Annotated in this window: 18 protein-coding genes; 7 read left to right on the top strand and 11 right to left on the bottom strand. The window is 66.7% G+C overall.

The window, feature by feature from the left end; all coding sequences use genetic code 11:
- The first annotated feature begins 50 nt into the window (after window positions 1-50).
- From ACWEFV_RS05745 to iniA, 3 genes are all read left to right on the top strand, one after another.
- On the top strand, window positions 51-599 hold the full coding sequence (locus ACWEFV_RS05745; RefSeq protein WP_450069393.1) for an Rv0340 family IniB-related protein: 549 nt from the start codon (window positions 51-53) through the stop codon (window positions 597-599).
- Between the two features lie 283 nt (window positions 600-882).
- Window positions 883-2,010, top strand: a complete 1,128-nt coding sequence (locus ACWEFV_RS05740; protein ID WP_450069392.1) for an IniB N-terminal domain-containing protein — start codon at window positions 883-885, stop codon at window positions 2,008-2,010.
- A 94-nt stretch (window positions 2,011-2,104) separates the two neighbouring features.
- A complete protein-coding gene (gene iniA / locus ACWEFV_RS05735; RefSeq protein ID WP_450069391.1) occupies window positions 2,105-3,943 on the top strand; it encodes an isoniazid-induced dynamin-like GTPase IniA in 1,839 nt (612 codons plus the stop codon).
- Here the strand turns inward: iniA and ACWEFV_RS05730 are convergent.
- Window positions 3,940-4,230: a hypothetical protein gene (locus ACWEFV_RS05730; RefSeq protein ID WP_450069390.1), complete on the bottom strand. Its 291-nt coding sequence runs from the start codon at window positions 4,228-4,230 to the stop codon at window positions 3,940-3,942. The two genes, iniA and ACWEFV_RS05730, sit on opposite strands and share 4 nt — an antisense overlap.
- Complete coding sequence (locus tag ACWEFV_RS05725; protein ID WP_450069389.1) at window positions 4,227-4,541, bottom strand: hypothetical protein; 315 nt, start codon at window positions 4,539-4,541, stop codon at window positions 4,227-4,229. The genes ACWEFV_RS05730 and ACWEFV_RS05725 overlap by 4 nt, the downstream gene beginning before the upstream one ends.
- 126 nt (window positions 4,542-4,667) lie before the next feature.
- Here ACWEFV_RS05725 and ACWEFV_RS05720 point away from each other — a divergent pair, with 126 nt between their 5' ends.
- Together ACWEFV_RS05720 and ACWEFV_RS05715 are read left to right on the top strand one after the other, a co-directional pair.
- Window positions 4,668-6,158, top strand: a complete 1,491-nt coding sequence (locus tag ACWEFV_RS05720) for a dynamin family protein (RefSeq protein WP_450069388.1) — start codon at window positions 4,668-4,670, stop codon at window positions 6,156-6,158.
- Window positions 6,159-6,212: 54 nt separating this feature from the next.
- Complete coding sequence (locus ACWEFV_RS05715) at window positions 6,213-8,000, top strand: Hsp70 family protein (RefSeq protein WP_450069387.1); 1,788 nt, start codon at window positions 6,213-6,215, stop codon at window positions 7,998-8,000.
- A gap of 58 nt (window positions 8,001-8,058) precedes the next feature.
- On the opposite strand, the gene ACWEFV_RS05710 is transcribed toward ACWEFV_RS05715, so the two are convergent.
- Entirely contained in the window at window positions 8,059-8,994 is a 936-nt protein-coding gene (locus tag ACWEFV_RS05710) for a type IV toxin-antitoxin system AbiEi family antitoxin domain-containing protein (protein ID WP_450069386.1), read from the bottom strand.
- An 81-nt stretch (window positions 8,995-9,075) separates the two neighbouring features.
- A complete protein-coding gene (locus tag ACWEFV_RS05705) occupies window positions 9,076-9,534 on the bottom strand; it encodes a hypothetical protein (protein WP_450069385.1) in 459 nt (152 codons plus the stop codon).
- Window positions 9,535-9,665: 131 nt separating this feature from the next.
- On the opposite strand from ACWEFV_RS05705, the gene ACWEFV_RS05700 reads away from it, so the two are divergent.
- Entirely contained in the window at window positions 9,666-9,992 is a 327-nt protein-coding gene (locus tag ACWEFV_RS05700) for a hypothetical protein (protein ID WP_450069384.1), read from the top strand.
- A gap of 86 nt (window positions 9,993-10,078) precedes the next feature.
- Here ACWEFV_RS05700 and ACWEFV_RS05695 read toward each other — a convergent pair whose 3' ends face one another.
- The 5 genes from ACWEFV_RS05695 to ACWEFV_RS05675 form a co-directional block, all read right to left on the bottom strand.
- Window positions 10,079-11,011 carry an LLM class F420-dependent oxidoreductase gene (locus ACWEFV_RS05695; protein WP_450069383.1) on the bottom strand — a complete coding sequence of 311 codons (933 nt, stop codon included), beginning with the start codon at window positions 11,009-11,011 and terminating at the stop codon, window positions 10,079-10,081.
- Window positions 11,012-11,032: 21 nt separating this feature from the next.
- On the bottom strand, window positions 11,033-18,526 hold the full coding sequence (locus ACWEFV_RS05690) for a BTAD domain-containing putative transcriptional regulator (RefSeq protein WP_450069739.1): 7,494 nt from the start codon (window positions 18,524-18,526) through the stop codon (window positions 11,033-11,035).
- A gap of 87 nt (window positions 18,527-18,613) precedes the next feature.
- Complete coding sequence (locus ACWEFV_RS05685; RefSeq protein WP_450069382.1) at window positions 18,614-19,237, bottom strand: TIGR03085 family metal-binding protein; 624 nt, start codon at window positions 19,235-19,237, stop codon at window positions 18,614-18,616.
- A gap of 18 nt (window positions 19,238-19,255) precedes the next feature.
- Window positions 19,256-19,822 (bottom strand): hypothetical protein, encoded by a 567-nt coding sequence (locus ACWEFV_RS05680; RefSeq protein ID WP_450069381.1) that lies wholly within the window; start codon window positions 19,820-19,822, stop codon window positions 19,256-19,258.
- A gap of 19 nt (window positions 19,823-19,841) precedes the next feature.
- Complete coding sequence (locus ACWEFV_RS05675; protein ID WP_135459799.1) at window positions 19,842-20,561, bottom strand: oxygen-binding di-iron domain-containing protein; 720 nt, start codon at window positions 20,559-20,561, stop codon at window positions 19,842-19,844.
- Window positions 20,562-20,644: 83 nt separating this feature from the next.
- On the opposite strand from ACWEFV_RS05675, the gene ACWEFV_RS05670 reads away from it, so the two are divergent.
- Complete coding sequence (locus ACWEFV_RS05670) at window positions 20,645-21,424, top strand: hypothetical protein (protein ID WP_135451965.1); 780 nt, start codon at window positions 20,645-20,647, stop codon at window positions 21,422-21,424.
- 7 nt (window positions 21,425-21,431) lie between these two features.
- On the opposite strand, the gene ACWEFV_RS05665 is transcribed toward ACWEFV_RS05670, so the two are convergent.
- Window positions 21,432-22,583, bottom strand: coding sequence for a lipase family protein (locus ACWEFV_RS05665; RefSeq protein ID WP_450069380.1), 1,152 nt, complete (start codon window positions 22,581-22,583; stop codon window positions 21,432-21,434).
- A 62-nt stretch (window positions 22,584-22,645) separates the two neighbouring features.
- On the bottom strand, window positions 22,646-23,614 hold the full coding sequence (locus tag ACWEFV_RS05660) for an ABC transporter substrate-binding protein (RefSeq protein ID WP_450069379.1): 969 nt from the start codon (window positions 23,612-23,614) through the stop codon (window positions 22,646-22,648).
- Window positions 23,615-23,618 lie beyond the last annotated feature (4 nt).

Here is a 23,618-nt window from a genome sequence, read left to right as displayed (position 1 = left end):
CACCCTCACAGCTGGCTAACATTCAAATCGAACTGTTGAGGAGGTGGAGCATGGCGAACACATTGCTGGACTTTGTGATGTCGCTGGTACGCGACCCCGATGCCGCTGCCCACTATGCCGCCGATCCGGCCCAGGCCATTGCCGATGCCCATCTGACCGATGTGACCAGCGCGGACGTCAACAACCTGATTCCCGTCGTGTCGGAGTCGCTGTCCATGACCGGCACGAACACGGGGTTCGGCGATCTCGGTGCGGCCGACCCGGGCGGCAACGTCTGGGCCAGCGGTGCGGCGACGGCGGCGTTCGACGCCTTCGGCGATCACGTGCCGCTCGATTCCCCCAACGATGCCTGGGACTCGACGACCGGCCAGGTCATCGATCAGTCGGGCTCCCTGGACCACCTCGTGTCCTCTGCGCCGGCCATCGACGATCCCGGCCTCGTCAATCAGCCGTTCGATGACGTATCGCTGCAGCTCAACGAACCTGTCATCGAGGATGCGCCGATCGTCGATGCGATGCAGGCCGACGGCTGGGCCCAACCCATCGTCGACGACCAACATCACACCGACAGTGGCGGCGGATTCGACATCTTCGACTGATCTGCCCCAGCGTTCCAACAAGCGCACGACCCAAGTGGTCGTGCGCTTGTGGCGTTTACCTGCGGAAACGTCAATAGTCCCGGGGCTGGCCACCCCTGCCCCTACGTATCCCCTAACCCCCTACTGGGGCAGCCCCCTCCACCCCGAGTAGGGGCGATACGGGGAGGGGAATCGACCCCGTTTCCGGGGCTGCGGCGGATCCATAACGTTGTCTCCAGATCGCCGGACAGCCCGGCGGGGGGACTCACCAGAAACTCCCAGAAACATCCGAAAGGTTGGAGACATGACCACTCTGATCGACTTCATCCTCGAGCTCTTCCGCAGCCCGGCCGCCGCGGCGGCCTACGTCGCCAATCCCGAGGGCGCACTTCGGGACGCGGGCCTGCCCAACGTGTCGGCCGCCCAGCTCGCCTCCGTGGCGGCATCGGCCGCTCCGGCCGGCATCGCGTTGGGCAACGGCGACCCGGTGTACGGGCTGCAGCGAGCCGTGGCCGACTACCACAGCATCGGCTCCCCGTTCTCCCCGCAGACGGCCTTCACCTCTCAGCCGACGTTCGCGCCGGAGACCAACACCGATTTCATGAGCGGCAACTCCACGGATCTGGCCAGCCACAACAACACCCCGATCATGAGCCCCAACCAGGACGCGGGCGCCAACGCACAGCAGGGCGCGTTCAACCTGGGCTTCGGTGACATCACGCTGGGCAACAAGACCACCACCACCAACACCGCCACCGACGGCGCCGTGGTCAACACCGGTCACTCCAGCGGTCCCATCGTCACCGGCGACGGCGCCGTGCTGGGCCACGGCAACACCGTCAACAACGGCGATGTCTGGGCAGGCTCGGGTTCCCACGTCAACGTGGGTGAGGGCAACGCCATCCAGGACAGCTCGCAGCACGCCGGCGGCAATGTCATCTCCGGCAACGACGGACCGGTGATCAGCGATGTCGACATGAGCGGCGGTCATGGCGGTGGCGCCAGCGCCAGCGGTGGCGGCGGCCTGCTCGGCATCGGTGGCGGACACGCCAGCGGCGGCGACGGCGGCAACGCGGGCAGCATCGTGATCAGCGACAGCTCCAACCACGCTGTCGGCGGCAACCAGACCACCGCCGGTCACGACGTGGGCAGCGGCAACAGCAGCGTGATCGACTCGTCGGTGCACAGCTCGACGACGACCACCAGCTCGACCACCAGCTCGGCCAGCACCTCGCTGTCGGACCACTCGGTCACCGACAACTCGATCCACGAGGACAGCTCGGTGCACAGCTCCAGCTCCGTGCACAGCTCGGTGACCGACGACTCCGTGCACCAGGTGGGCGGGCTCAACAGCAGCTTCGCGCCTGAGACCCACACCAACACCCACCTGGACACCTCGTCACACAACGACGTCGGTTTCCACGGGTTCTGATCCGCACCAGTCAGCGACGGGCGGGGACTCCCACACCTGGGGAGTCCCCGCCCCGTTCGTGCGCTTACGGTGGATTCCGCAGGAGGGAACTTCCATGACCCAACCGACGCAACCGACTGACCCCCGCAAGGTCAAGGTGATCGTCGAGCTCATCGACCACACCACCAAGATCGCCGCCGCGCGGGATCGTGGCGATCTCGTGGAACGGCTGAAAGTGGCCAATGTGCGGATCAACGATCCGCAGATCCGGGTGGTCATCGCCGGTCAGCTCAAACAGGGCAAGAGCCAGTTGCTCAACTCGCTGCTCAACGTCCCGGTGGCCCGCGTCGGCGACGACGAAAGCACCGTGCTGGCCACCGTGGTCTCCTACGGCGACCAGCCCACGGCGCGGCTTGTGGTGGCGCGGCCCGACGGCGCCGAACCCGAGCTGATCAGCATTTCGCCCTCGGACCTGACCAAGGATCTGCGCCGGGCACCCGAAGCCGGCGGCCGTGAGGTGCTGCGCGTCGAGGTGACCGCGCCCAGCCCGTTGCTCAAAGGCGGGCTCGCATTCATCGACACCCCGGGTGTGGGCGGGCATGGGCAGCCCCATCTGTCGTCCACGCTGGGGCTGCTGCCCGATGCGGACGCACTGCTGATGGTGAGTGACACCAGCCAGGAATTCACCGAGCCAGAGATGATCTTCATCCGGCAGGCGATCGAAATCTGCCCCGTGGCAACGATTGTCGCGACCAAGACCGACCTGTATCCGCACTGGCGGGAAATCGTCGGCGCCAATGCCCGTCATCTGCAACGGGCCGGGATAACGACCCCGGTCACTCCGGTGTCCTCAGTGCTGCGCAGTCATGCCATCCAACTCAACGACAAGGAACTCAACGAGGAGTCGAACTTCCCGGCCATCGTGAAGTTCCTGTCCGACCGCGTGCTCTCGCGCGAGAACGATCGTATTCGCGATCAGGTGGTGGCTGAAATCCATTCAGCCGCAGAGCATCTTCTGTTAGCGGTGGATTCTGAGCTTTCGGCCTTCAACGATCCGGGCGAACGCGAGCGGCTGACCGCGGACCTGGAACGGCGCAAGGAGGAGGCCCAGGAGGCCTTGCAGCAGACGGCACTGTGGCAGCAGGTGCTCAATGACGGTATCGCCGATCTGACCGCCGACGTCGATCACGATCTGCGCCACCGGTTCCGCAATATCACCGCACACACCGAGAAGGTCATCGACTCCGGCGACCCCACCCTGCACTGGGCCGAGATCGGCGCGGAACTGGAAGAAGCGGTGGCCATCGCGGTCGGCGACAACTTCGTCTGGGCGTACCAGCGGGCCGAGGCCCTCGCGGCCGAGGTGGCTCGCACCTTCACCGAGGCCGGTTTGGAGGCGGTGCAACTGCCGCAGATCGACGCCCGCGACATGGGCGCAGGATTCGGCGAGATGAAATCGCTGGCCCGCCTGGAGGCCAAGCCGATCAAGGCTGGGCACAAGGTCATCACCGGCATGCGCGGCTCCTACGGCGGAGTGCTGATGTTCGGCATGCTCACCTCCTTCGCGGGGCTGGGCATGTTCAATCCGCTGTCCCTCGGCGCCGGCCTGGTTCTGGGCCGCAAGGCCTACAAGGAGGACATGGAGAACCGCATGCTCCGGGTGCGCGGTGAGGCCAAGACCAACACCCGCAAATTCGTCGACGACGTGGCGTTCGTCGTCGGCAAGGAATCTCGGGACCGGCTCAAAGGCATCCAACGTCAACTGCGCGACCACTACCGCGGGATCGCCAACCAGACCACGCGCTCGCTCAACGAATCGCTACAGGCCACCCTGATGGCCGCGAAGATCGAAGAAAACGAACGCAATACCCGCGTCGCGGAACTGGAACGTCAGCAGAACATCCTCAAACAGGTCGTCCACCACGCCACGAATCTCGCGGGCGAGGGCGCCTAGGCTCCGGCGTAGGAGACAGCGAGGACGATGGCCGCGATCGTCGCGGTCAACGGAGCTGCCAGGCAGCCGATCAGCATTCCGAGGCCGACCTGCGTTGTCTTGCCGCCCGAGAAGTAGAACAGGCCCCCGATTGCGGCCACGATCAGGAGTGCGGGCAAGACAAAGTAGAGCAGAAAGATCACGAAGTATCCCATTGTCACAGCGGCGAATTCGAATATGAGGCTGGTGACGAGAGCCGCGACGAAGCTGAGGGGGCCGAACTTGGTCGGCGCGGGGTTGTCCGTCATTCGTAGATCCAGAATGCAGCGACCAGCCAACCGACCAACACCGCTGCCGCCGAGCCGGCGACGGCCAGGCCGACGCCGCGCAAACGCGAAGACCGAGCTTTGAAGAGCACGATGCTCATCACGAGGGCAACCACAGTTGACGTCGCAGCCCCGGCCGACATCATTGTCCGGTGCGTGTCGCCGACCAACACCCACTTTCCCGCCGCCCAAGTGGTCGCCAGGAAGAGTGTCAGCACCAACTGGAACACCAGCGGTACCGACCAGGTGGCTGTCCGCCATGTGTCGGAACTGACTCTGCTCGCAGTTTCCATGTGCTGCACCTCCGTGCCGGCGGACCGAGAGGCTGACCCCGTGATCGCCTCGGTGAACATTCAACCGTGTTCGGCACGCTTTAAGCTCGAAGGGTTGACTGGCGGCGAAAGGTTGGACTCCGCAGCGTGAGCACGGCGGATCAGGTGCGTTCGATTCTGAGCGGCACCATCAAGGCGTACCGAGGTGACCCGGCCTATCGCAATCGGCCCGACGTGCACAACGAGCTCGACCGCATCGGGCGCCGGCTCAACCAGCCGATCCGTATCGCGCTGGCCGGCACGCTCAAGGCCGGCAAGTCGACGCTCGTCAACGCTCTGGTCGGGGAGGACATCGCGCCCACCGATGCCACCGAGGCGACCCGCATCGTCACCTGGTTCCGGCACGGGCCCACCCCCAAGGTGACCGCCAATCACCGCGGCGGGCGGCGTGCCAACGTGCCGATCGCGCGGGATCCACATGATCGCGGTCTCACCTTCAGCTTCGCCGGGCTCAATCCCGAAGACGTAGTGGACCTCGACGTCGAGTGGCCCGCCGCCGAGCTCATCGACACCACGATCATCGACACCCCGGGAACCTCGTCGCTGTCACGAGACGTGTCGATGCGGACCCACCGGCTACTCGTCCCCGAGGACGGCGTGCCCCGCGTCGACGCGGTGGTCTTCCTGTTGCGCACGCTCAACGCCGCCGACATCGCCCTGCTCAAGCAGATCGGCGAGCTTGTCGGCGGGTCGTCGGGCGCACTCGGCGTGATCGGAGTGGCCTCCCGGGCCGATGAGATCGGTGCCGGCCGCATCGACGCGATGATGTCGGCCAAGGACGTGGCCAAGCGGTTCACCGAGGAGATGGACAAGACCGGGATCTGCCAGGCCGTCGTCCCGGTGTCCGGACTGCTCGCGCTCACCGCCCGCACCCTGCGGCAGAGCGAATTCGTCGCGCTGCAGAAGCTCGCGAGTATCGAGCCCGCTGATCTGACGAAGGCGATGCTTTCGGTCGACCGGTTCGTGCGCGAGGACAGTGCACTGCCGGTCGACGCCGCCACCCGCGCCGCGCTGCTGGACCGGTTCGGCATGTTCGGCATCCGAATCTCGATCGCGGTGATGCACGCCGGGGTGTCCGACTCCGTCGCCCTGGCCGACGAACTGCTGGAACGCAGCGGCCTGATCGCGCTGCGCGACGTGATCGACCAGCAGTTCGCGCAACGTTCGGAGCTGCTCAAGGCACATACGGCGCTGCTGTCGCTGCGACAGTTCGTGCAGGCGAATCCCATCTATGCGACGCCTTACATCCTTGCCGACATCGATCCGCTGCTCGCCGATACGCACGCCTTCGAGGAGCTGCGGCTGCTCAGCCTGTTGCGCTCACGGCCCACGACGCTGAACGAGGACGAGATGGCCTCGCTGCGTCGGATCATCGGCGGCTCGGGTACCGATGCGGCAAGCCGGCTGGGACTGCAACCCGACGCCCCGTTCGACGGGCCTCGCTCGGCCTTCGCGGCGGCGCAGCGCTGGCGGCGGCGGGCCGATCATCCGCTCAACGATCCATTTACGACGCGGGCCTGCCGGGCCGCGGTGCGCAGTGCCGAGGCGCTGGTCGCCGAGTACTCGTCGCGCCACTAACGAATCAGGGCCCTCCGTCGACATACAGGTATGCGTGATTGCCTGGGGTTGTCCGTGGGGGCGACCAATCTGGTGGCGATCGCCGATCATGCGCCGCTGGTGCGGCGGGCGGTGTCCGCACTCGGTGACGGCTCGGTCATCGGCGGATTCGTCGAACGGGTCGGCGATCCGGTGCCGCTGGTCGCCGCCGACGGTTCGACCCATCACGCCGAACGGTTACTGGCCGGCGCCGTCGAGGCGCTGACGCGTGAGACCAGCCCGACGCATCGACCTGATGTGTCGGTTGTGGCGGTGCCCGCGCATTGGAGCCCGGCGGCATTCGATTCCGTGCGTCGCGCGATGCCCGGCGTTCGGGTGGTTCCCGATTCGGTCGCGGCGTTGACGGCCATCCAGGCGCATCCGGGTCTGCCCGCCCGCGGCGTCGTCGCCCTGTGCGATTTCGGCGGTTCCGGCACCAGCCTGACGCTTGCCGACGCTTCTGCAGGGTTCGCCACCGTCGGGCAGACGGTGCGATACCAGGACTTCTCCGGCGATCTGATCGACCAGGAAGTGCTGCGACACGTCCTGAGCGACCTGGATGCCGAACCGGCCGGCACCGCAGGGGTGGCCGCATTGGGCCGGCTGCGCGAACAGTGTCGGGCCGCCAAGGAACGGCTGAGCGATGAGAGCGCCACCAGCCTGGCCGGTCCTGCGGGCGCGATCAGACTCACCCGCCCTGAACTGGACGCGGTTGTGGATCAGCCGCTGGGCGGCGTGATCGAGGCTCTGCTGGACCTGCTGCGCCGCAACGGTATTCACCCGGCGCAGCTGGCGGCCCTGGTGACGGTCGGTGGCGGAGCGCGGATACCCCTTGTCACCCAACGTCTTTCAGAGGCCTTCCGAAAGCCGGTCACCACCGTGCCGCAGGCCCAGGTGATCGCGGCAGTCGGGGCTGCGCTGCTGGGCCGACACGGTGCCGACGAGACCGCGACGCAGGTGGCGTACGCGTCTGCTCCCGTCCTCGGCACCGGGACGATCGCGGCATCCGCTCTGGCGTGGTCGGTGTCTGACTCATCGGCTGAGGTCGCCGAGTTCGTTCCGGAATCGGTGACCGACGACTCGGCCCGGCCGGAATTCGTGTTCTCCGAGCCGGCTTTGCCGCCCGCTGCCGCGCGTGTTCCCTGGTATCGGCGCGGGGGAGTGGTGGCGTACGCGGCGGTGTTCCTGGCCGTCGTCGGCACGGTCGGCATGGTGTTGTCGGCACGGGCCGACCGCCTCGATGCCGCCGCGACCGGATCCAGCCTTGCGGCGCCGCAGACGGTTCCGGCCGAGTCTCCGTTGGTCCAGGCCGCGCCCGCACCGCCGACCCGGACCGTGGTGGTGCGCGATCCGTCGTGGCCAGGACCTGGCGCGCCCGCGCAATCCGCGCCGCAGCCCGCAGCTGCGCCACGGTTGGTGCAGAGTCGTCAGACCGCGCCGCTTGCCCCGGCCCCACAGGCGCCCCAGCCTCAGCCTCGACCGGCCGCGCCGGCTCCTGTGCCCGTGCCTGTGCCTGTGCCTGTCGCGATCCCGCCGATTCCGGTACCGCCATTGGTGTTTCCGCCGGTGACGCTCCCACAGTTGCCGATCCCGACGTTCAAGCCACCGGTATCTGAGCCGTCGCCTTCGCCCACGCCGAGTCCTTCGCCCACGCCGTCGCCTTCGCCCACGCCGGAACCCACTGCGGCGCCTGAGCCGACGCACACTCCTTCACCTTCGCCGGAGCCCACACATACCCCCGAGCCGACGGTTGAGCCCACACATTCGCCAGAGCCGACCAAGGCGCCAGAGCCCACACCCACATCGGTGGCGCCGTCACCCTGATACGGACTTAAACCGAGGATTCCTGCTTGATGTTGACTGGAATCCTCGGTGTTGACGACTATGCGGCGCGGTCGAGTCGAGTGAACTCACACCGCGGCCCACACGGGCGGCCGGCCACTGCGAGCCCGTGCCGCTGCAGCACCTGAGCGATCTTGCTCGCGGTCTGACACGGCCGGTCGAAGACTTGCCCGTAGGAGAGCCTGACTGTTGAATGGCCGTCGACGGCGGCGTTGAGATCCCGTTCGAAATCCGCATCCCGCCTGGTCGTCGAATCGTGGTGGACCCGGCCGTCGAGCTCGACGATGAGCTGTTCGCCGTACTCGGCATCGCGATAGCAGACACCGATGGATGACGCGGCCCGCTTCTGTCGCTTGGCCTTGGGTAGACCATGCGCGCGCTCGACGCGAACGAGATAGCCATGCTCGAGAACCGAGCAGGTGCCGTCGGCGATATCGATCAATACCGCGCGTAACCACCGGCGACGGCGTACCCGTGCCCGAGAATCGAGCACTCGCAGCAGCCGATGCGCAGTGGTTCGCCGCGATTGGCAGGCGTTGGCCAGGACCGCGATGGCATTGAGTTCGGACGCGGCGCGGCACGCGACATCAAGCGCGGCTTCGTCGTAGCGCATCCGCGGTGGGCTGACGTTCCACAGCACCCGCGCCTGAAGGTTCGCAAGGTGGTGAATGCGGACTCCCGCCGGTTCAGCCAACATCGCGCGCTGTTGCGCGACGGCTACATGGATGGGCAACGCGTCGGCTCCAAGGGCAGAATCGAAGCACAGTGCGGCCGGAGCCGCGTAAAGCACTGCCGCCCAAGCGCGTTGCGACCACGTCAGTGGTCCGGTGTGATCGACGTACACGCCCACGTGGACCCGCGCCCACTGATTGCGTCTGAGTAGTCGCCGGATCTCGTGCTCTTGCAGGCCCGCGTCCAACGCCTGCCGGCGCGAGATCACCCCATCCTGTTGGCGAAGCACATCGTCAACGTCCACCAACTCGATACTTCTGGAGAGCTGCGACGGCGGCCAGCAGCATTTCGAGGACCTGTGGATAACCAGCTGCGCCGCGTCAGGTTACGGATTACCCGCAGGCGTTGTCGTCGTCACCGGCGCAGTTGTCGTGGTGGTGGTCGGCGCGGTCGTCGTGGTCGTGGTGGTGGTCTCGGTTGTGGTTGTGGTTGTGGTCGTGGTGGTCTCCTCGACCGTCGTGGTGGTCGGCGCCACGGTCTCGGTGACAGTGTGAGTCGGCGCGGGAACCACCGGCGCCGTGGTGACGACCGATGTAGTGGTCGTCGGTGTGGTCGACGTGGTGGTTGTCGTGGACGTCGACGGGGAGTCTGACGAGAACAGCTGCACCAGGGCATAGATGACCAGCGCCGCGATGACTGCGCCCCCGGCGCCCATGCCGATCAGTGCGGCGGGCTTGCGGTACCAGGGAACGGGCTCGGGAGTGGGCGGCGCGGAAGGCTCGGAGTACTCGCCGTAGCTGGGGGCGTATTGGGTGGGCTCGTCGTCGTCGTAATAGTTCGACACGCGCCGATGGTAGGCGGGTTCAGCCGCCAGGTGCCGGATACAGCGTGCGTGTCACGTTGGTGCGGGGCCGGCTGTGCGTCGTGGTCGGGTACTCGCCGTAGCCGGCGCTGCTCGACTCCGTGGTCGTGGTCGTGGTCGTGGTAGTTGTCGTGGTCGTCGAGGTGGGCGAAGTCTCGGACGTGGTCGAGGTCCCGGAGGTCTCCGAGGGCGACGTCGTCGTGGTGTCGGACTCGCCCGGCACGCCGAACTCGGTGGTCACCGGAAGCCGACTGGTGGTGGTCCGGGTCGTGGTGGACTTCGAGGACTTCACCGAAGTCGACGAAAAGCTGGGTGGGACGAAATCTATCGGCGCGTCCTCGGGCCCGCCGGAGCCCGTCAGCGCGATCGCCATCCACACCACCAGGCCGATCACGGCGAGGGCCGCCGCGCTGGCCCCGGCTACCGCCGGCGTCGAATGATGCCAGGGCACCTCGGGAGGCCGCCCTTGATCGTCGTCACCGGTCACGGGCACCGATACTATGCCCGGCGCTGGAGCGGGCCTCGGTCAGCTCAGCTGACGGATGACATCGCTGGCGAACAGCTCGATGTGATCGAGATCGGACTGGTCGAGCATCTGCAGGTAGACCCGCTGCACCCCGGCCTCCAAGAACGGCCCCAGCTTGTCGACGATCTCGGCGGGTGTGCCGACCAGCGGCGAATTGCTGCGCAGCTCGTCCACCTCGCGGTTGATCGCCGCGGCCCGTTTGGTGATCTGCGCTTCGTCGCGGCCCGCGCACACCACGAACGCCGCCGAGTAGGTCAGGGAGTCCGCTGCTCGTCCAGCCGCGGTCACCGCGTCGGCGACCCGCGCGAACTGCGTCTTGAGGAGGTCCAGCGGGACGAACGGCACATTGAACTCAGAGGCGAACTCGGCGGCGAGTGCCGGTGTGCGCTTGGCCCCCATGCCGCCGATGACGATCGGCGGGTGCGGAGCCTGGGTGGGCTTGGGCAGCGCCGGTGAGTCGACGACCGTGTAGTGCTTGCCCGCGAAGTCGAACGTCTCGCCGACGGGGGTGTCCCACAGGCCGGTCAGGATGCGCAGCTGCTCTTCGAGCCGGTCGAAACGCTCACCCAGTGGCGGGAACGGGATGGCGTAGGCCTGGTGCTCGGCCTCGAACCAGCCGGCGCCGAGGCCCAATTCGACACGGCCACCGCTCATTTCATCGACCTGCGCCACGGAGATGGCCAGCGGTCCGGGGTGGCGGAACGTGGCCGAGGTGACCATGGTGCCCAGCCGGATCGTCGAGGTTTCGCGTGCGATGCCGGCCAGCGTCACCCAGGAGTCGGTCGGCCCGGGTAGGCCGTCGCCGCTCATCGCCAGGTAGTGGTCGGACCTGAAGAACGCCGAATAACCGAGAGCTTCGGCTGCGCGGGCGACCGCGAGCTGATCGGAGTAGGTAGCGCCTTGCTGGGGTTCGACGAACACACGGAAGTCCACGGGGCCAGCCTATCGGCGATCTCAAGTGGGCGTTGTCGGGTGACTCAGCTCGTCGAAGCGGGTGAGCGCTGCGTCGAGGTCGGCCTCGTCAAACACTTCACAGCGGCTGATCAGGTTGCCTTCGACTGTGAAAAGGTCGATCAGCCGCCATTCACCGTCAAAGTCCTCTCGCGAGGTTCCTTTCAGCACCTGGGTAACGACGGCTCCGAGCTCGGTCAGCCGATGTACTGCCTCGATGTAGACGCTGGGTTCTGGGATGACGGCCCACACGGCACCGACAAATGTGGCCAGATCGACCGCATCGACCGACAGGACCGGTCGATGATCGATGTACGGCATGTTCGGCGTTGTCGCGGGGACTTCGTGTCGTTTGAACGCTGCTTGGGCGCCTGTGATGACCGACCATGTGCGCGCGTACGCAGCGGCCTCACCGGCGAGGTATCGCGCGTCGAGTTCTGCGAAGGCGGAGTCGATGTCGTCGGGATCGAACACGACGTGAGCCGCTAGTTGACTATTGGCATCGATCTCGACGATGCCGATCATCTCGGTATAGAACGAGTCGGGCTGTTGGTCTTGCCCGGAGAAGCGAAGACGACGAAGGGCAAGGCGTTCGCCGCGGGTTGCGATGACATTCGCCGTCACCTCTACGCGCTCGGTGACATCAGCGATGACCTTGACGTTCTCGATTTCGGTCTCCCGGCCTTTTCGAAGGCCCGCGTTCAACGTCTGACGACGATCGTCAAGGGAAAAGTCTTCCGTCAGAATCTCGGCCATGGCGTGCCAGGTCCGATCCGGGAAATGCCCCCAGAATCGTTGGTCTACTTGACTTGCCGCATTCTCGAGGTGCGGCGTCGGCCGACTGAGTTCGTCGAATCGCGTGAGCGCAGCGTCCAGGTCTTCCTCGTCGAACATCTCGCTGCAGTTGAACAGCTCGCCTTCGAGGGTCATGAGGTGGATCTCGCGCCACTCCGCCTCGAAGCCCTCCCGCGAACTTCCGTGCAACGCATGGGTTACTACTGCGCCGCGATCGTTCAACCGATGTACGGCCTCGATGCGGAAGCTGATGTCCGGAATCTGGTCCCAGGCGCGGCGGGTGTAGTCCTTGATATCGCCGGGTGCGAATGATGTCACTCGCCGGTGGTCGACGCTCACATGATCGGCGGTTGTCGGGGGCATTTCGCGCCGGTTGAGCGCAGCATATGCGCCCACGACCGCCGACCACGAATGTGCATGCGGCGCTGCTTCGCCGGCAAGATAGCGAGCCTCGAGTTCGGTGGAAGCAGCGTCGAAGTCGTCGGAGTCGAACAAGACGCTCGTCGTGATTCTGTTGTCGGTGCGGGTTCCGATGATGGTCAGCAGCTCGATGCCGAACGCTTCAGGCCGGTGCCGGCCACCCGATACGCGAACACGAGTGAGCGCGAGGTGGTCCCCGCGGGTCGCGACCACGACCGACTCCGAGTTCTTGACCCCGAGGCCGACGACGGCGTGCAGATTCGCGATCTGGGCGTCCCGACCGCGTTGGATACCGCTGTTGATGACCCGACGGCGATCGTCGCTGAGGGCATCGTCGGCGATCATCGCCGCCATGGCATCCCAGTCGCGGCCCGCGAGATACGCGTTGAACTTGTCGTATGTCCGGCTCGCGGTGTTCCCGAGACGTCGAACTGGCGGAAGCAGCTCTTCGAACCGCGCCAGCGCAGCGTCGAGGTCTTCCTCGTCGAAGACTTCGCAGCGGTTGACCAGATCTCCTTCGAACGTGATAACGCTGATCGCTCGCCACTCGGCGTGGAAACCGTCTTGGGAGGTTTCGTGCGCCATATAGGTGTAGACCGCTCCAAGATTGTTGAGCCGATGCACCATGTCGACGAAGTGGCTCAGGTCAGACGTGAAAGTCCATGCGGCGCTTAGCAACGCAGGCATCTCGCCGGGTGCGACTGGGGTCCCCCGCCGATGGTCGATGTTCACCCAATCTGGCGTGGTCGGGAAAAGTTCGCGCCGGTTGAGCGCGGCAAAAACCTGCATGGTGCGCAACCACATCTGCGCATGCGGTGCGGCTTCACCGGCGAGGTATCGAGCGTCGAGCTCTGCGAAGGCGGCGTCGAGGTCGTCGGGGTCGAAGGTGACTAGAGCGGAGATGCGCTCGTCGGCATCCACGACGACGACTTCGAGGACATTGACCTGGAACGCGTCGGCCTGCTCGTCGCCGACTTCGTAGCGGGAGCGCCTGAGGACGAGGCGCTCACCGCGCGTGGCAACGACGGTTGCCGCCGTATTCCCGACGCCGATGTCGCCGGCCGCGCGTGCGTCTTCGAGCGCGGCAACCCGACCGTGCCGGACTCCGGAGCCTACGAACTGACGACGATCGTCGCCGCAGAAGTCGTCGGCCAACATGGTCGCTATCGCATCCAAATCACGGTCCGCCAAGTAATTCTGGAGAAGTTCGTACGTGCGATTTGCCGTGTTCTCCAGCTTCGGGGCAGACCGACTGAGTTCATCGAAGCGAGCCAGCGCGGCGTCGAGGTCGGCCTCGTCGAACATCTCGATGCGGCTGAGCAGGTTGCCTTCTACGTTCGCAAGGCAGACTTCCCGCCATTCGGCGTCGAAGCCGTCTTGCGAGGTACCGCTGACCGCCTGAGTGAAGACCGCTCCAACGCCGCCCAGCCGAAGAACGGCCTCGGCGTAGATGCTGACGTCCGGCGCGAGATCCCACGTGGCACGTATGTATGCGGTCAGGTCGCCGGGCGCGAACCCTCTCGCTCGCCGGTGATCGATGTTGACCCAGTCCGGCATGAACTCGGGCATTTCGCGCCTGTTGAATGCAGCAAGGGCCCGCGCGATGGCGGACCATGTTTCCGAACAAGGCGCCGCTTCACCGGCGACGTATCGAGCGTCGAGATCCGCTATGGCGGCGTCGAGGTCGTCGACGTCGAAAGCGACGACGGTCTCGACCAACCCGTCAACTACCTCGGTTACGTTGAGCGATTCTGCGTCGAAACCGTCGCGCCCGTAGACATTTGCATGGCTGAGGCACAGATGTTGGCCCCGCACCGCAAGAGTTGTTGTCGAGATGTTCACGGCGCCCAAGTCGGCGACCGCGCGGATGTTGCGGAGTGCGCCGGCGCGGCCGTGGTGCTCTCCGCGGATTCCCCGCCGCCGATCATCGATCCAGACTCCGTCGGCGAACAGCGGACCGATTTCGTCCCAACGGCCGGCGGCGAACAGCTGATTGATCCGATCGTTGATCTGGGTCGCGCTGTTCTCCAATGACGCTCGCGAACGTTCTTGCTCGAATCGCGCGTACTGGGCGTCGAGTTCGGCGAGCGCGGCATCCATGTCGTCGAGGTCGAACCAAATCTGCAGGGCAATTCGACCTTCCTCGTCGATGCCATACAGCTGTAGAAACTCGTCCTCCGGCGCACCGGGACTTTCATCAGCGGTGCCTATGCTCACCCGTGCGATTGCGAATTGCTCGCCGCGTACGGCAGAGATGACAAAATCCGCCCGCATGACCCCGCTCTCGAGATCGCACCGCGTCTGGTGCATCACTTCGTATGGTGTGAATGCGGTCCGCTCGAAGCCGACGAGCTTGCGCCGACTCTCTACTGAGCCTTCGGGTGCAAACATCCGCTCGAATTCGTCCCACGCCCCGGCCTCGACAAGTGCCGTAGCACGTTCGGTCGCTTCGATGGCCGCGGTGTGAATCTCGACCGGCGCTTCGGGCTGAGCGGGTGCAGCCGGGGGAGCCGGGTGTACCGGCATACCGAGATGGTCGCGCGCCTTTTCGACCAGTGCCACAGCTCCTTTGAGCTCGTACAGCTCGGCGGCACGCTCGGCGGCGGCCCGTGCGCCGGCAACGTCGTCGGTGTCACCCAGGACGGTTGCCAAGGCAAGGCGCGCGTCACCGTGATCGACCAACGCGTCGGTGCGCTCGGCAATGGCTACGGCCTCCTCGGCCACCCGCCGGGCCTCATCGTGCGCGCCGCGGCGGGCCAACAGCTGTGCCCGGACCGTCCGCCAGGTGATCGACGCCTTCAGAGCGTGCCCCGCCAGTCGCTCACTCTCCGAACACAGTTCGTCGGCCTCAACGTCTCGATCCAGCAAGAGGCAAGCACGGGCCAACAGCGCGGCTGTCTCGGCGGCGTCTGCGTCGAGGCCCATCCGGCGGAAGCCGTTGTAGGCCAGGCGAAGATGCAGCTCGGCTGCGTCAGGATCGTCGAGCACCAACTCGACGATGCCGGCGAAGTGCTCGACTTCTAGAAGCGCATGGCGCAGTCCCAGTTCGGTGACCGTGCGTCGCGCGGAGTCGATCATCCGCCGGGCGGCAGCGGCCCGCCCGCGGAACGCCTCCAGGACCGCTTGACAGCGCGTCGACGTCGCTTCTACTGCGGGGGAATCGGTGGTGATCCGCAGCAGACGCACCACGTCAAGGCACCGCCCGCCCGCACGCGGAACCGGATTGGGCCCCCACAGCGCGGCCAACGGGGCGCCTGCAAGCACCGCGTTCACCAAGCGGTGCTCATGCGCCTGGCGTGCTGCGGTGAGCGCGTTGTCCAACGCGACTTCGCAGTCGGCGACGCGCCCGAGGCGTGCCAGGCACCCCGCCCGAACGGTGTGGGCTTTGGCTTCCCCTGCGGGGTCGTTTAATTCGGCCAGCGTTGCGGCGGCGGCCGCCACCGAGGATTCGATCTCGTCCAAGTGCTCGGGATCGACGAGCATCGAGAGTTGGCCGTCGAAGCACGTGGCCCACGCCGCGAGACGGGCTGAATCACGCGTTCCCTCTTTCAGTTGCGTGACCACACCCGCCGCCGACGACACATCGCCCGCAGCCAGCAGCGCCTCACAGCGTGCCACCAGAAGCTCGACGCGCTGGTCGTCGCGGTCGGGCAGCTCGTCGTCGAGTTCCTCCAGCGCGTGCAGGGCACGGTCGTAGAGGTCGGCGGCGCCCTCGTATGCCAGTCGCGCCATCGCCTGGTCCGCAGCGCGCCGGCAGTACTCGACGGCCTTGACCGCGTTTCCCGCCCAAGCACATTCGAAGTAGTGGTGGGCCAGTTCAGCCAGCAGCTCGTCGTCGGCGCCCGGCTTCGTCTCCAACGTTGTGGCGATCCGCTGGTGCAGCCGCATGCGCCGCACGGATGCCAGTTCGGCGAGCAGCGATTGCCGGACGATGGCGTGGTTGAAGCGGTAGAGCCCACCTGGCTCCTCGATGACGATGCCGGCCTGGCATGCCTCGTCGAACGCGTCGACCAGATCCTGGCCGACCACGTGCTCGACCAGTTCTAGGGCGAACTGGCTGCCGACGACCGCTGCCGCGGCCAGTGCCTTGTTCGTCTCAACCGGAAGCCGGGAGAGTCTGCGGCTCACGGCTTCCCGGACACCCTGCGGCAGGGTGCTCGGGTCCCAGTGCCCACCGCTCTCGTCCACATGGCGCAATGCCTCGATGAGGAAGAACGGGTTGCCACCGGTGACCGACGCCAACGCGCGGGCCAACTCTTCGTCGTGGTATCCGGCCTCGGCAACGTAAGTGCTGACGTCGTTCTCGTCGAGGCCGCCCAGGGTAATGCGGTTGGCGCTGCCATCGCGGTGAAGGTCGGCGAGCATCGCCGCCAGCGGGTGTGAACGGTCGAGGTCGGTACTGCGGTACGTGCCGATGATCTGCACTCGGGCGTGCTCGCCGAAGCGAAGGAGGTGGCGAAGCAGCAGCAGGGTGGGCTTGGCCGCCCAGTGCAGGTCGTCGAGTACCAGGACGATGGGTACGTCGACCGAGGCGACGCCCAGCAGCGCCACCACGGCATCGAACAGTGCATAGCGTTCGGTGTCCGGGTCGCCGTGGGGCGGTGCGGCGAGATCGGGGAGGACGTCGGTCAGACCGGGCACCAGGGGCAGTAGTGCCTCGATGCCACGCATTCCGCGCAGCTGGTTCGTGCCGACGCAGGGCACGAGTGTGCGCAGGGCTTCCGCGAACGGCTGGTAGGGGGCACCGAGGTCCTCGTCGGAACGGCCGTACAGCACGACCGCGCCCTGTTCATAGGCCTGCCGGCACCATTCGCCGGCCAGGCGGGTTTTGCCCACACCTGGTTCGCCCGCGATCAGGACCGCGGCCGTGCCACCGGTGAGCGCCGACTGCCAGGCGGCGAGAAGTTCTGCGAGCTCACGACCACGCCCGACGAACGGGCCGGGCCCGCCGAGCACCGCGGGCATCGCCGGCCGCTCGATCGGCGTATCACCTGTCGGCGGTGAGCTTTCGGCGGTCTGGAGGCGGAGCTCGAAGATGTGCTCGGGCCGTGCCAGGTTCTTCAACTGGTGCATGCCCAGATCGGCGAGCGCAACGTCGTCGGACAAGGAATCGATGACCAGCTCTGCAGTCGCACCCGAACACAGGATCTGACCGCCCGAGGCCTGTGAACGCAGGCGGGCGGCGCGGTTGACGGCGCGACCGAAGTAGTCGCCGTCACGGAGCTCGGCCTCGCCGGTGTGCAGCGACACACGGATGCGCATCGGCTCGGCCAGCTCCCACGGCTCGTGGAAGATCGCGTCCTGCAACTCGATCGCGGCGGCCGCGGCCGCTGACGGGCGGTCGAAGACCGAGAATGTGGCATCACCCTCGCCACGCGTCTTGATCAGCCGTCCGCCGCGGGATGTGACAACCTGTTCGACGAGCTCGTCGTGCCGCGCCAGGGCGAGCGCCATGGCATCGGCGTCTGCCTCCCATGCGGCGGTCGACCCCTCGATATCCGTCAGCAGGAAGGTCACTGCCCGCGTCACTGACGGAACATGTTGCGTCGCAGGGACCTCGAGCTCGGCATCCTGGGCGACGATCGCGGCCTCCAGCCGCCGAAGCTCGGGTCCGGGGTCGACTCCGAGCTCATCGGCCAACAGCGAGCGGGCCCGTCGATAGGCGCCGAGCGCCTCACCTTGCCTGCCGGCACGGTACAGCGCGAGCATCAGTTGGCCCCAACGTCTTTCGCGCAACGGCGCATCCGCAACGGCAGCTTCGAGATCGCCGATGATCTCCGCGGCACGGCCAGTCGCAAGGAGTGCATCGGCCCGGTCCTCGATCAGTGCGGCGTGGCTCTCGATCCACCGGGTCTTCTCGGATGCTCCCGGCCGGCCGTCGGGCAGTTCCGGGATTCCCCGCCACAGGGTTACCGCCTCATCGAACCGGGCCACCGCACCGCTGGTGTCACCGGAGCTGAAGGCGTCCCGGCCCGATTTGGTGAGCGACTTGTATCGCGAGGCATCAGTCTCGGCCGTGTTCAGACGCCACCCGATGCCCTCGGTCAGCACGAAGCCGTCGCCGAGGGCGTGACGCAATGCGGAGATATGGGTCTGTAGGGCCTTGGCGGCGGTGCGTGGCGGATCGTCGCCCCAGAGCAATTCCATGAGCACGTCGGCGGGTACCACCGCACCGCCGTGCAGACCGAGCATCGTGAGGATGGCGCGCGGCTTCGCGCCCGGTATCACGACGGTCGCACCGTCCAATCGGACCTGAAGAGGTCCCAAAACCTCCAGTTCCACCGATGAAAGCGTACTCACGCGCTAATCGTCGGGGTGGCGATTCAACGCATGATCAAGAAGGAGTAAAGCGGGGGACTGCCTGGTGTTTTACAGTCCGCGACGGGCGGCGCGCAGCGCGGCGACGGCATCGTCGTCGCCCGCGAACGTCACGCGGGCCGGCTCTCGGCCCGCGGCGAACAACAGCAGCTCGCCCGGCTCCCCGGTCACTGTCACCGCCGGACCGGCGCCGACGGTGGCCAGCGTCTTGCCCGCGGGGGTGGTCAATGCCACCCGGGCCGGGGATCTGCCCATCGACATCCGGGCCATCGCGGCGATCCCGCGCGACAGTGCGGATACCGTCGCACTGTCGAGATGCCTTGGCTCCCAGTTTGGTTGGGCCCGGCGCACATCCTCGTTGTGAATGAACATCTCGGCCACATTGACCAACGGGTCCAACAGCTTGAACGGGGAGTACAGCGGAGGGCCCGCAGCGATCTGGTCCACCAGGTCGCCCCATTCGGTGCTTTCGGTGACCTTCTGCTGCACGCGCTCGGTGTAGCCCGCGAGCTGAGGCACCAGGATGCCGGGGGCGGCGTCGAGTCGACGCTCGCGCACGACGAGATGGGCGGCCAGGTCACGGGCAGTCCAGCCCTCACAGAGGGTGGGCGCATCAGGGCCCGCGGCGCGCATGGACTCGACCAGGGCGGCACGCTCCCGCTGAGCGATAGTCATTGACCAACTCTAGAAGCTCTAGAAGGTTCTCACCCCTTCGACAGCGATGACCATTCCGTGCCCGCTGCCGTCATTGCTGATGCGGGTACCGTCCTCGCGCGCATCGATGGTCCAGCCCACCGCGCTGTACGTGCGGTAGTCGAGGGTGACCACCGGAATGTCACCGAGGTTGCCCACTACCCACTTGATCTGGCCATCCGGGGTGAGCCTGATGCCGTTCGCGTGTTCGCCGTCGATCACCGGTGCATTGGTGAAGTTCGATTCGCAGCCGACATCCTGCTTGGACAGCTGGCAGCGGGTCCGCCCCGATTTGGTCTCGATGAAGACGTACCCGTTCTCCGGCTGCAGCGGGGTGGCGCCGGACGGCGCATGGGAGCTGCTGGGCGGGGCCGCGGCGGTGGTGCTCGGCGAGGGCGCCGGACTGGACCGCGTGGGCCGCGCGGTCGGGAAACTGGGCTCGGTCGGTGATTGCGGGCTGGTGCTCGGGGTGCCTTCGATACTCGATTGGCAGCCCGACAACAGCACACCCGCAGCCAGCAGGGCGCCCACCGGTTGCCACGCCTTCACCGCGCCAAGGCTACGCATCGCCCGTAATCAGGGCGGGTTATGACGCGCCGAAAAACCCTGTGTAACCGTCGGCCAGCGCGCGTAGCTGCCCGGCCCCGTCGCCGTGGTACGACGCGCCGTGCATGATCGCCAAGGTGGTGGGGTTCAGCTCGGCGAGCTGGGCCAAAGTGGGCATCAGATTCGTGGTCAGGCCGGTGGCCTGGAACAGCGCCTCGGCTTCCAATGCCGGTGCCACACAATCAGACTCGGTGAGGGCCGGACACTGGCCGGTGTGGGTGAACAGGTCACCGGCGAGCAGCGTCGACGTCGCCTCGTCGAACCACAGCCCGGCTTCCCAATTGTGCGGCACGTGCGGTGTGGCGATGAAGCGCAGGCGGTGTCCGCCGACGTCGTGCGGGGTCTCCGCGGGCGCGGTGACGGGAGGACGGTCGCACATGTCGTTCAGCGACAACATGATGGCCAGCGGTCCGTGGATCACCTCGGCATGCGGTGCGGCCGCCAGGAACTGGTTGACCGCGCCACACTCGTCGGCTTCCAGGTGCCCGAACGAGATCCAGCGCAGCCGGGCCAGCGGCAGGACCCGATCGATGGCCGCGGAGACCTGCGGGAACAGGAACCGCTGACCGGTATGGAACAGGAACGGTTCGTCTCCGGTCAGCAGGAACTGGTTGAAGGTGAAGCCGTGCTCGGTGATCCCGGGTATCCAGGTGGACAGCCGGTAGATGTCCGGGGCGATCTCGTCGACACGGGTTTCCAGGTCGGAGGCCATGACTCCATGGTCCGCCTCCGGGGAACCTGAAGTCTTGGGATTTTCCCAGCTGCGTCCCCTACCGTCGTCGCGTGCCCGGAAAAGCCCTCGATGCGTTTCTGGACTCCCCGCTGTCCGGAATCGTGCCGTGGGCTCTGATGGCGATCCTTGCCGGTCCCGGCCGCTATGAGATCGCCGTGTGGGGTGCGCTCGGATTCTCGCTGCTGGTTCTGGCACTGGACCGTCGCCGCAACATTCCGGTGCACGTGCTCGAGATGCTCGGCGTGGCCTTCTTCGTGGTGCTGGCCGTCGTCGGCCTGGTGGCCTCCAGAGGGCAGAAGACGTGGCTGGAGATGTGGTCGGGGGAGATCACGAACGCCTCGTTGGCGATTTTCGCCCTGGTCAGCCTGATGATCGGCCGGCCGTACACGACGGCGTACGCGCGCGACGTCACCCCGCCGGACCATTGGGACACGCCGCTGTTCAAGCGCACCAACATGGTGGTGACCGCCGTGTGGGCGGCGGCATTCGGCTTCTCGGCCTCGGTCGGCTTCCTCGGCGATGTGGTCTACGGCAGCACCGACAACTTCTGGACCGGGTGGATTCTTCAGCTGGCCGCGCTGTTCTTCGCGGTGGCCGTCACCGAGTTCTATCCCGAGTACGCCCGCGCCAAGGACGCTGCGCACACCCACCATCCGGTGCCGTCATGGTCGCAGGTGTTCGAGTGGCTGCCGCCGTTCGTCCTGGCCACCGGCGTCGCCGGGTGGCTGCTGGCGACGGTCAGCAGCGGGGTGGCCTCTGACCTGGTGGTGGTCGGCGCGTTCGGGACGGCACTGCTGCGGTTGCGTGACCAGCGGGCTCGGGCACTGTAGGTAGGTGTCAGCGTGGACAGGTGCTGACCGTTTTCCCGGCCATCACGGTGTTCACAAAGTCCTGTACGTCCGGTAGTGAGGCGCCGATGACGCCACGGTGGTCCTGGCCGGCATACACCCGGTAGTCGACTGCGACGTCCTTGTCGCACAGGGCTTTTGCCAGTGCGTCGACACCAGGTTGGGTAACCGCGGTGTCGGCGGTGCCCTGCCCGATCAAGACCGGTACCCCCGGGCTGAGGCGGGTCGGATCTTGGCGGCCGAGGTAGTCCTGCAGCGGGGTCACATTCGCATCCGCCGCGAAGACCTGTGCCGATGGCACCGGTGCGACGGCGCGGATCTGACCGATGCACGCAGTGCGGGCCGCGGTCAACAAGGGCTGCGCTTGCGGTGTGAAGATCTCATCCGGCTCGATGGCCGGATCGACCACGGCGGCGCCGAGTACCAGCAGTGGTAGGAAAGCTTGTGTTCCAACGGCTTCCGGACTTCCGGAGCGTGCAAAGTCGACTGCCTGGCTCATCCCCACCCCGCCGGGTGCGAGTGCCGCCGCGCCTTTCAGATCGAGTTCGGGTGCGCGCTGCCCACCATCCTGCGCGGTGAACAGCGCGGCCTGCCCGCCCTGGCTGTGGCCGATGGCAACCCAGTCCGTGCCGATGCCGGAGTTCAGTTCGCGGGCCGCCCGCACGATGTCGGTGACGGTGTTCGCCTCGCTGGTGCCGTCGACGTAGGGATGCCCGCCGGGGGTGCCCAGCCCCTGGTAGTCGGTTTGGACGACGGCGTAGCCGCGCGCCACCCAGGTGTCGAGCATCGTGGTCACCGGTCCGAGGTAGTCGTGGGCCAGACCGTCGGGCGTATCGACCGAGGGGGCGCAGGTGTCGGCGTAGCCGGTGGTGCCGTGGGCCCAGGAGATCACCGGCCAGCCGCCCTCGGGCGGCGGCGACTTCGGGACGGCCACGGTGCCTGACACCACGATGGGTTGGCCATGCGCATCGTCGGAGACGTAGGTGATCAACCGGGTCTCACCGCTGGGCAGCGCGGCGGTGGTGGTCAGCGGCCGTGCGGTGAGTAACTGCCCGGGATGCAGCCCGGGTTGGGTGGCTGTCGTACAGCCGGTGAGCACGGCCGCGGCGGCCGCAGCGGCGAGTAGGCGATTTCTGGTCATGGCTGCCATTGTGTCGACCGCTGCACTACCGGAAGGCGGTGTTTCCGTCATCGGCTCCGCGCCTATGGGGCCGACTGCGGCAGGAACTGATTGTCGAGGAACTTTGCGTAGTCGGGCAGTTGCGTGCCCGGGTCGATGGACTTCTGCGTCTTGGCCCACGCGCCCAGTTCGGCCAGCTTGGCGGCCAGGTCCGGCTTCAGCTGAAGGGTGAAGTCGAACTCGTCGAGCACGGTGCCCAACAGTTCGGGGTCCAGCTGGGTGGCCTTGGCAACGGCGTCGGTGGCGGCCTTGTCGTGCTGGGACAGGGCAGTGCCGGCGTCACCGAGTGCGGCGAGGAAGGCGGTGATCGCCGTGCCCTTGGTCGAGACGGCCGATTCGGTGGCGACGAACAGGCTGTGCTGGTTGTAGGTTCCGCCGGTCAGCGCCACGGCGTCGTCGCCGAGGGCCTTGATGGTCTGCGCCTGGTAGGGCTGGAAGATCGACACGGCGTCGACATTGCGCTGGGTGGCGGCGGTGACGATCGCCGACGGCGCGACCTGGACCAGCTCGGCCTTGATGTTGTTCTGCGCCAAGGCGTTCGACACGAAGTAGGCAGCACTCGTGCCCAGCGGAGTGCCGATCGACTTGCCGGCCAGATCCGCGACGGTGTTGATGCCCGCGCTGCGCCGGGCGACGATACGCGAGCCTTCCCAGCGGGAACCGTCGGCGATCACCCGCAAGGTGGGGGTGCGGGTCAGCGCGGCCGAGGTCGGCACATCGGCCGCGGTGGTGATGTCGACCTGACCGGCGGCCGCGGCCTGCAGTGCCTCCACGCCGGACTGGAAGTTCACCACCTTGACGTTCACGTTGTGCTTGCCGAACAGGCCGGTGTCGGCGGCGACGGGGATCTGTGCCCAGGACGGGTCGACGACGAATCCGACGGTCAGCTGATCGGCGTTCGCGGTGCCCGGGTCGGTGCACGCGGTGGCTGCCACAGTGAGTGCGGCAGCGGCAACTGCTGCGGCGACGATACGCCGAAGAGGAGTCTTCACGGTA

The organism is Mycobacterium sp. NPDC004974 (assembly GCF_053600815.1).
The sequence above is the reverse complement of the archived record's forward strand: the minus strand, read 5'-3'. Positions and strand labels throughout refer to the sequence as shown.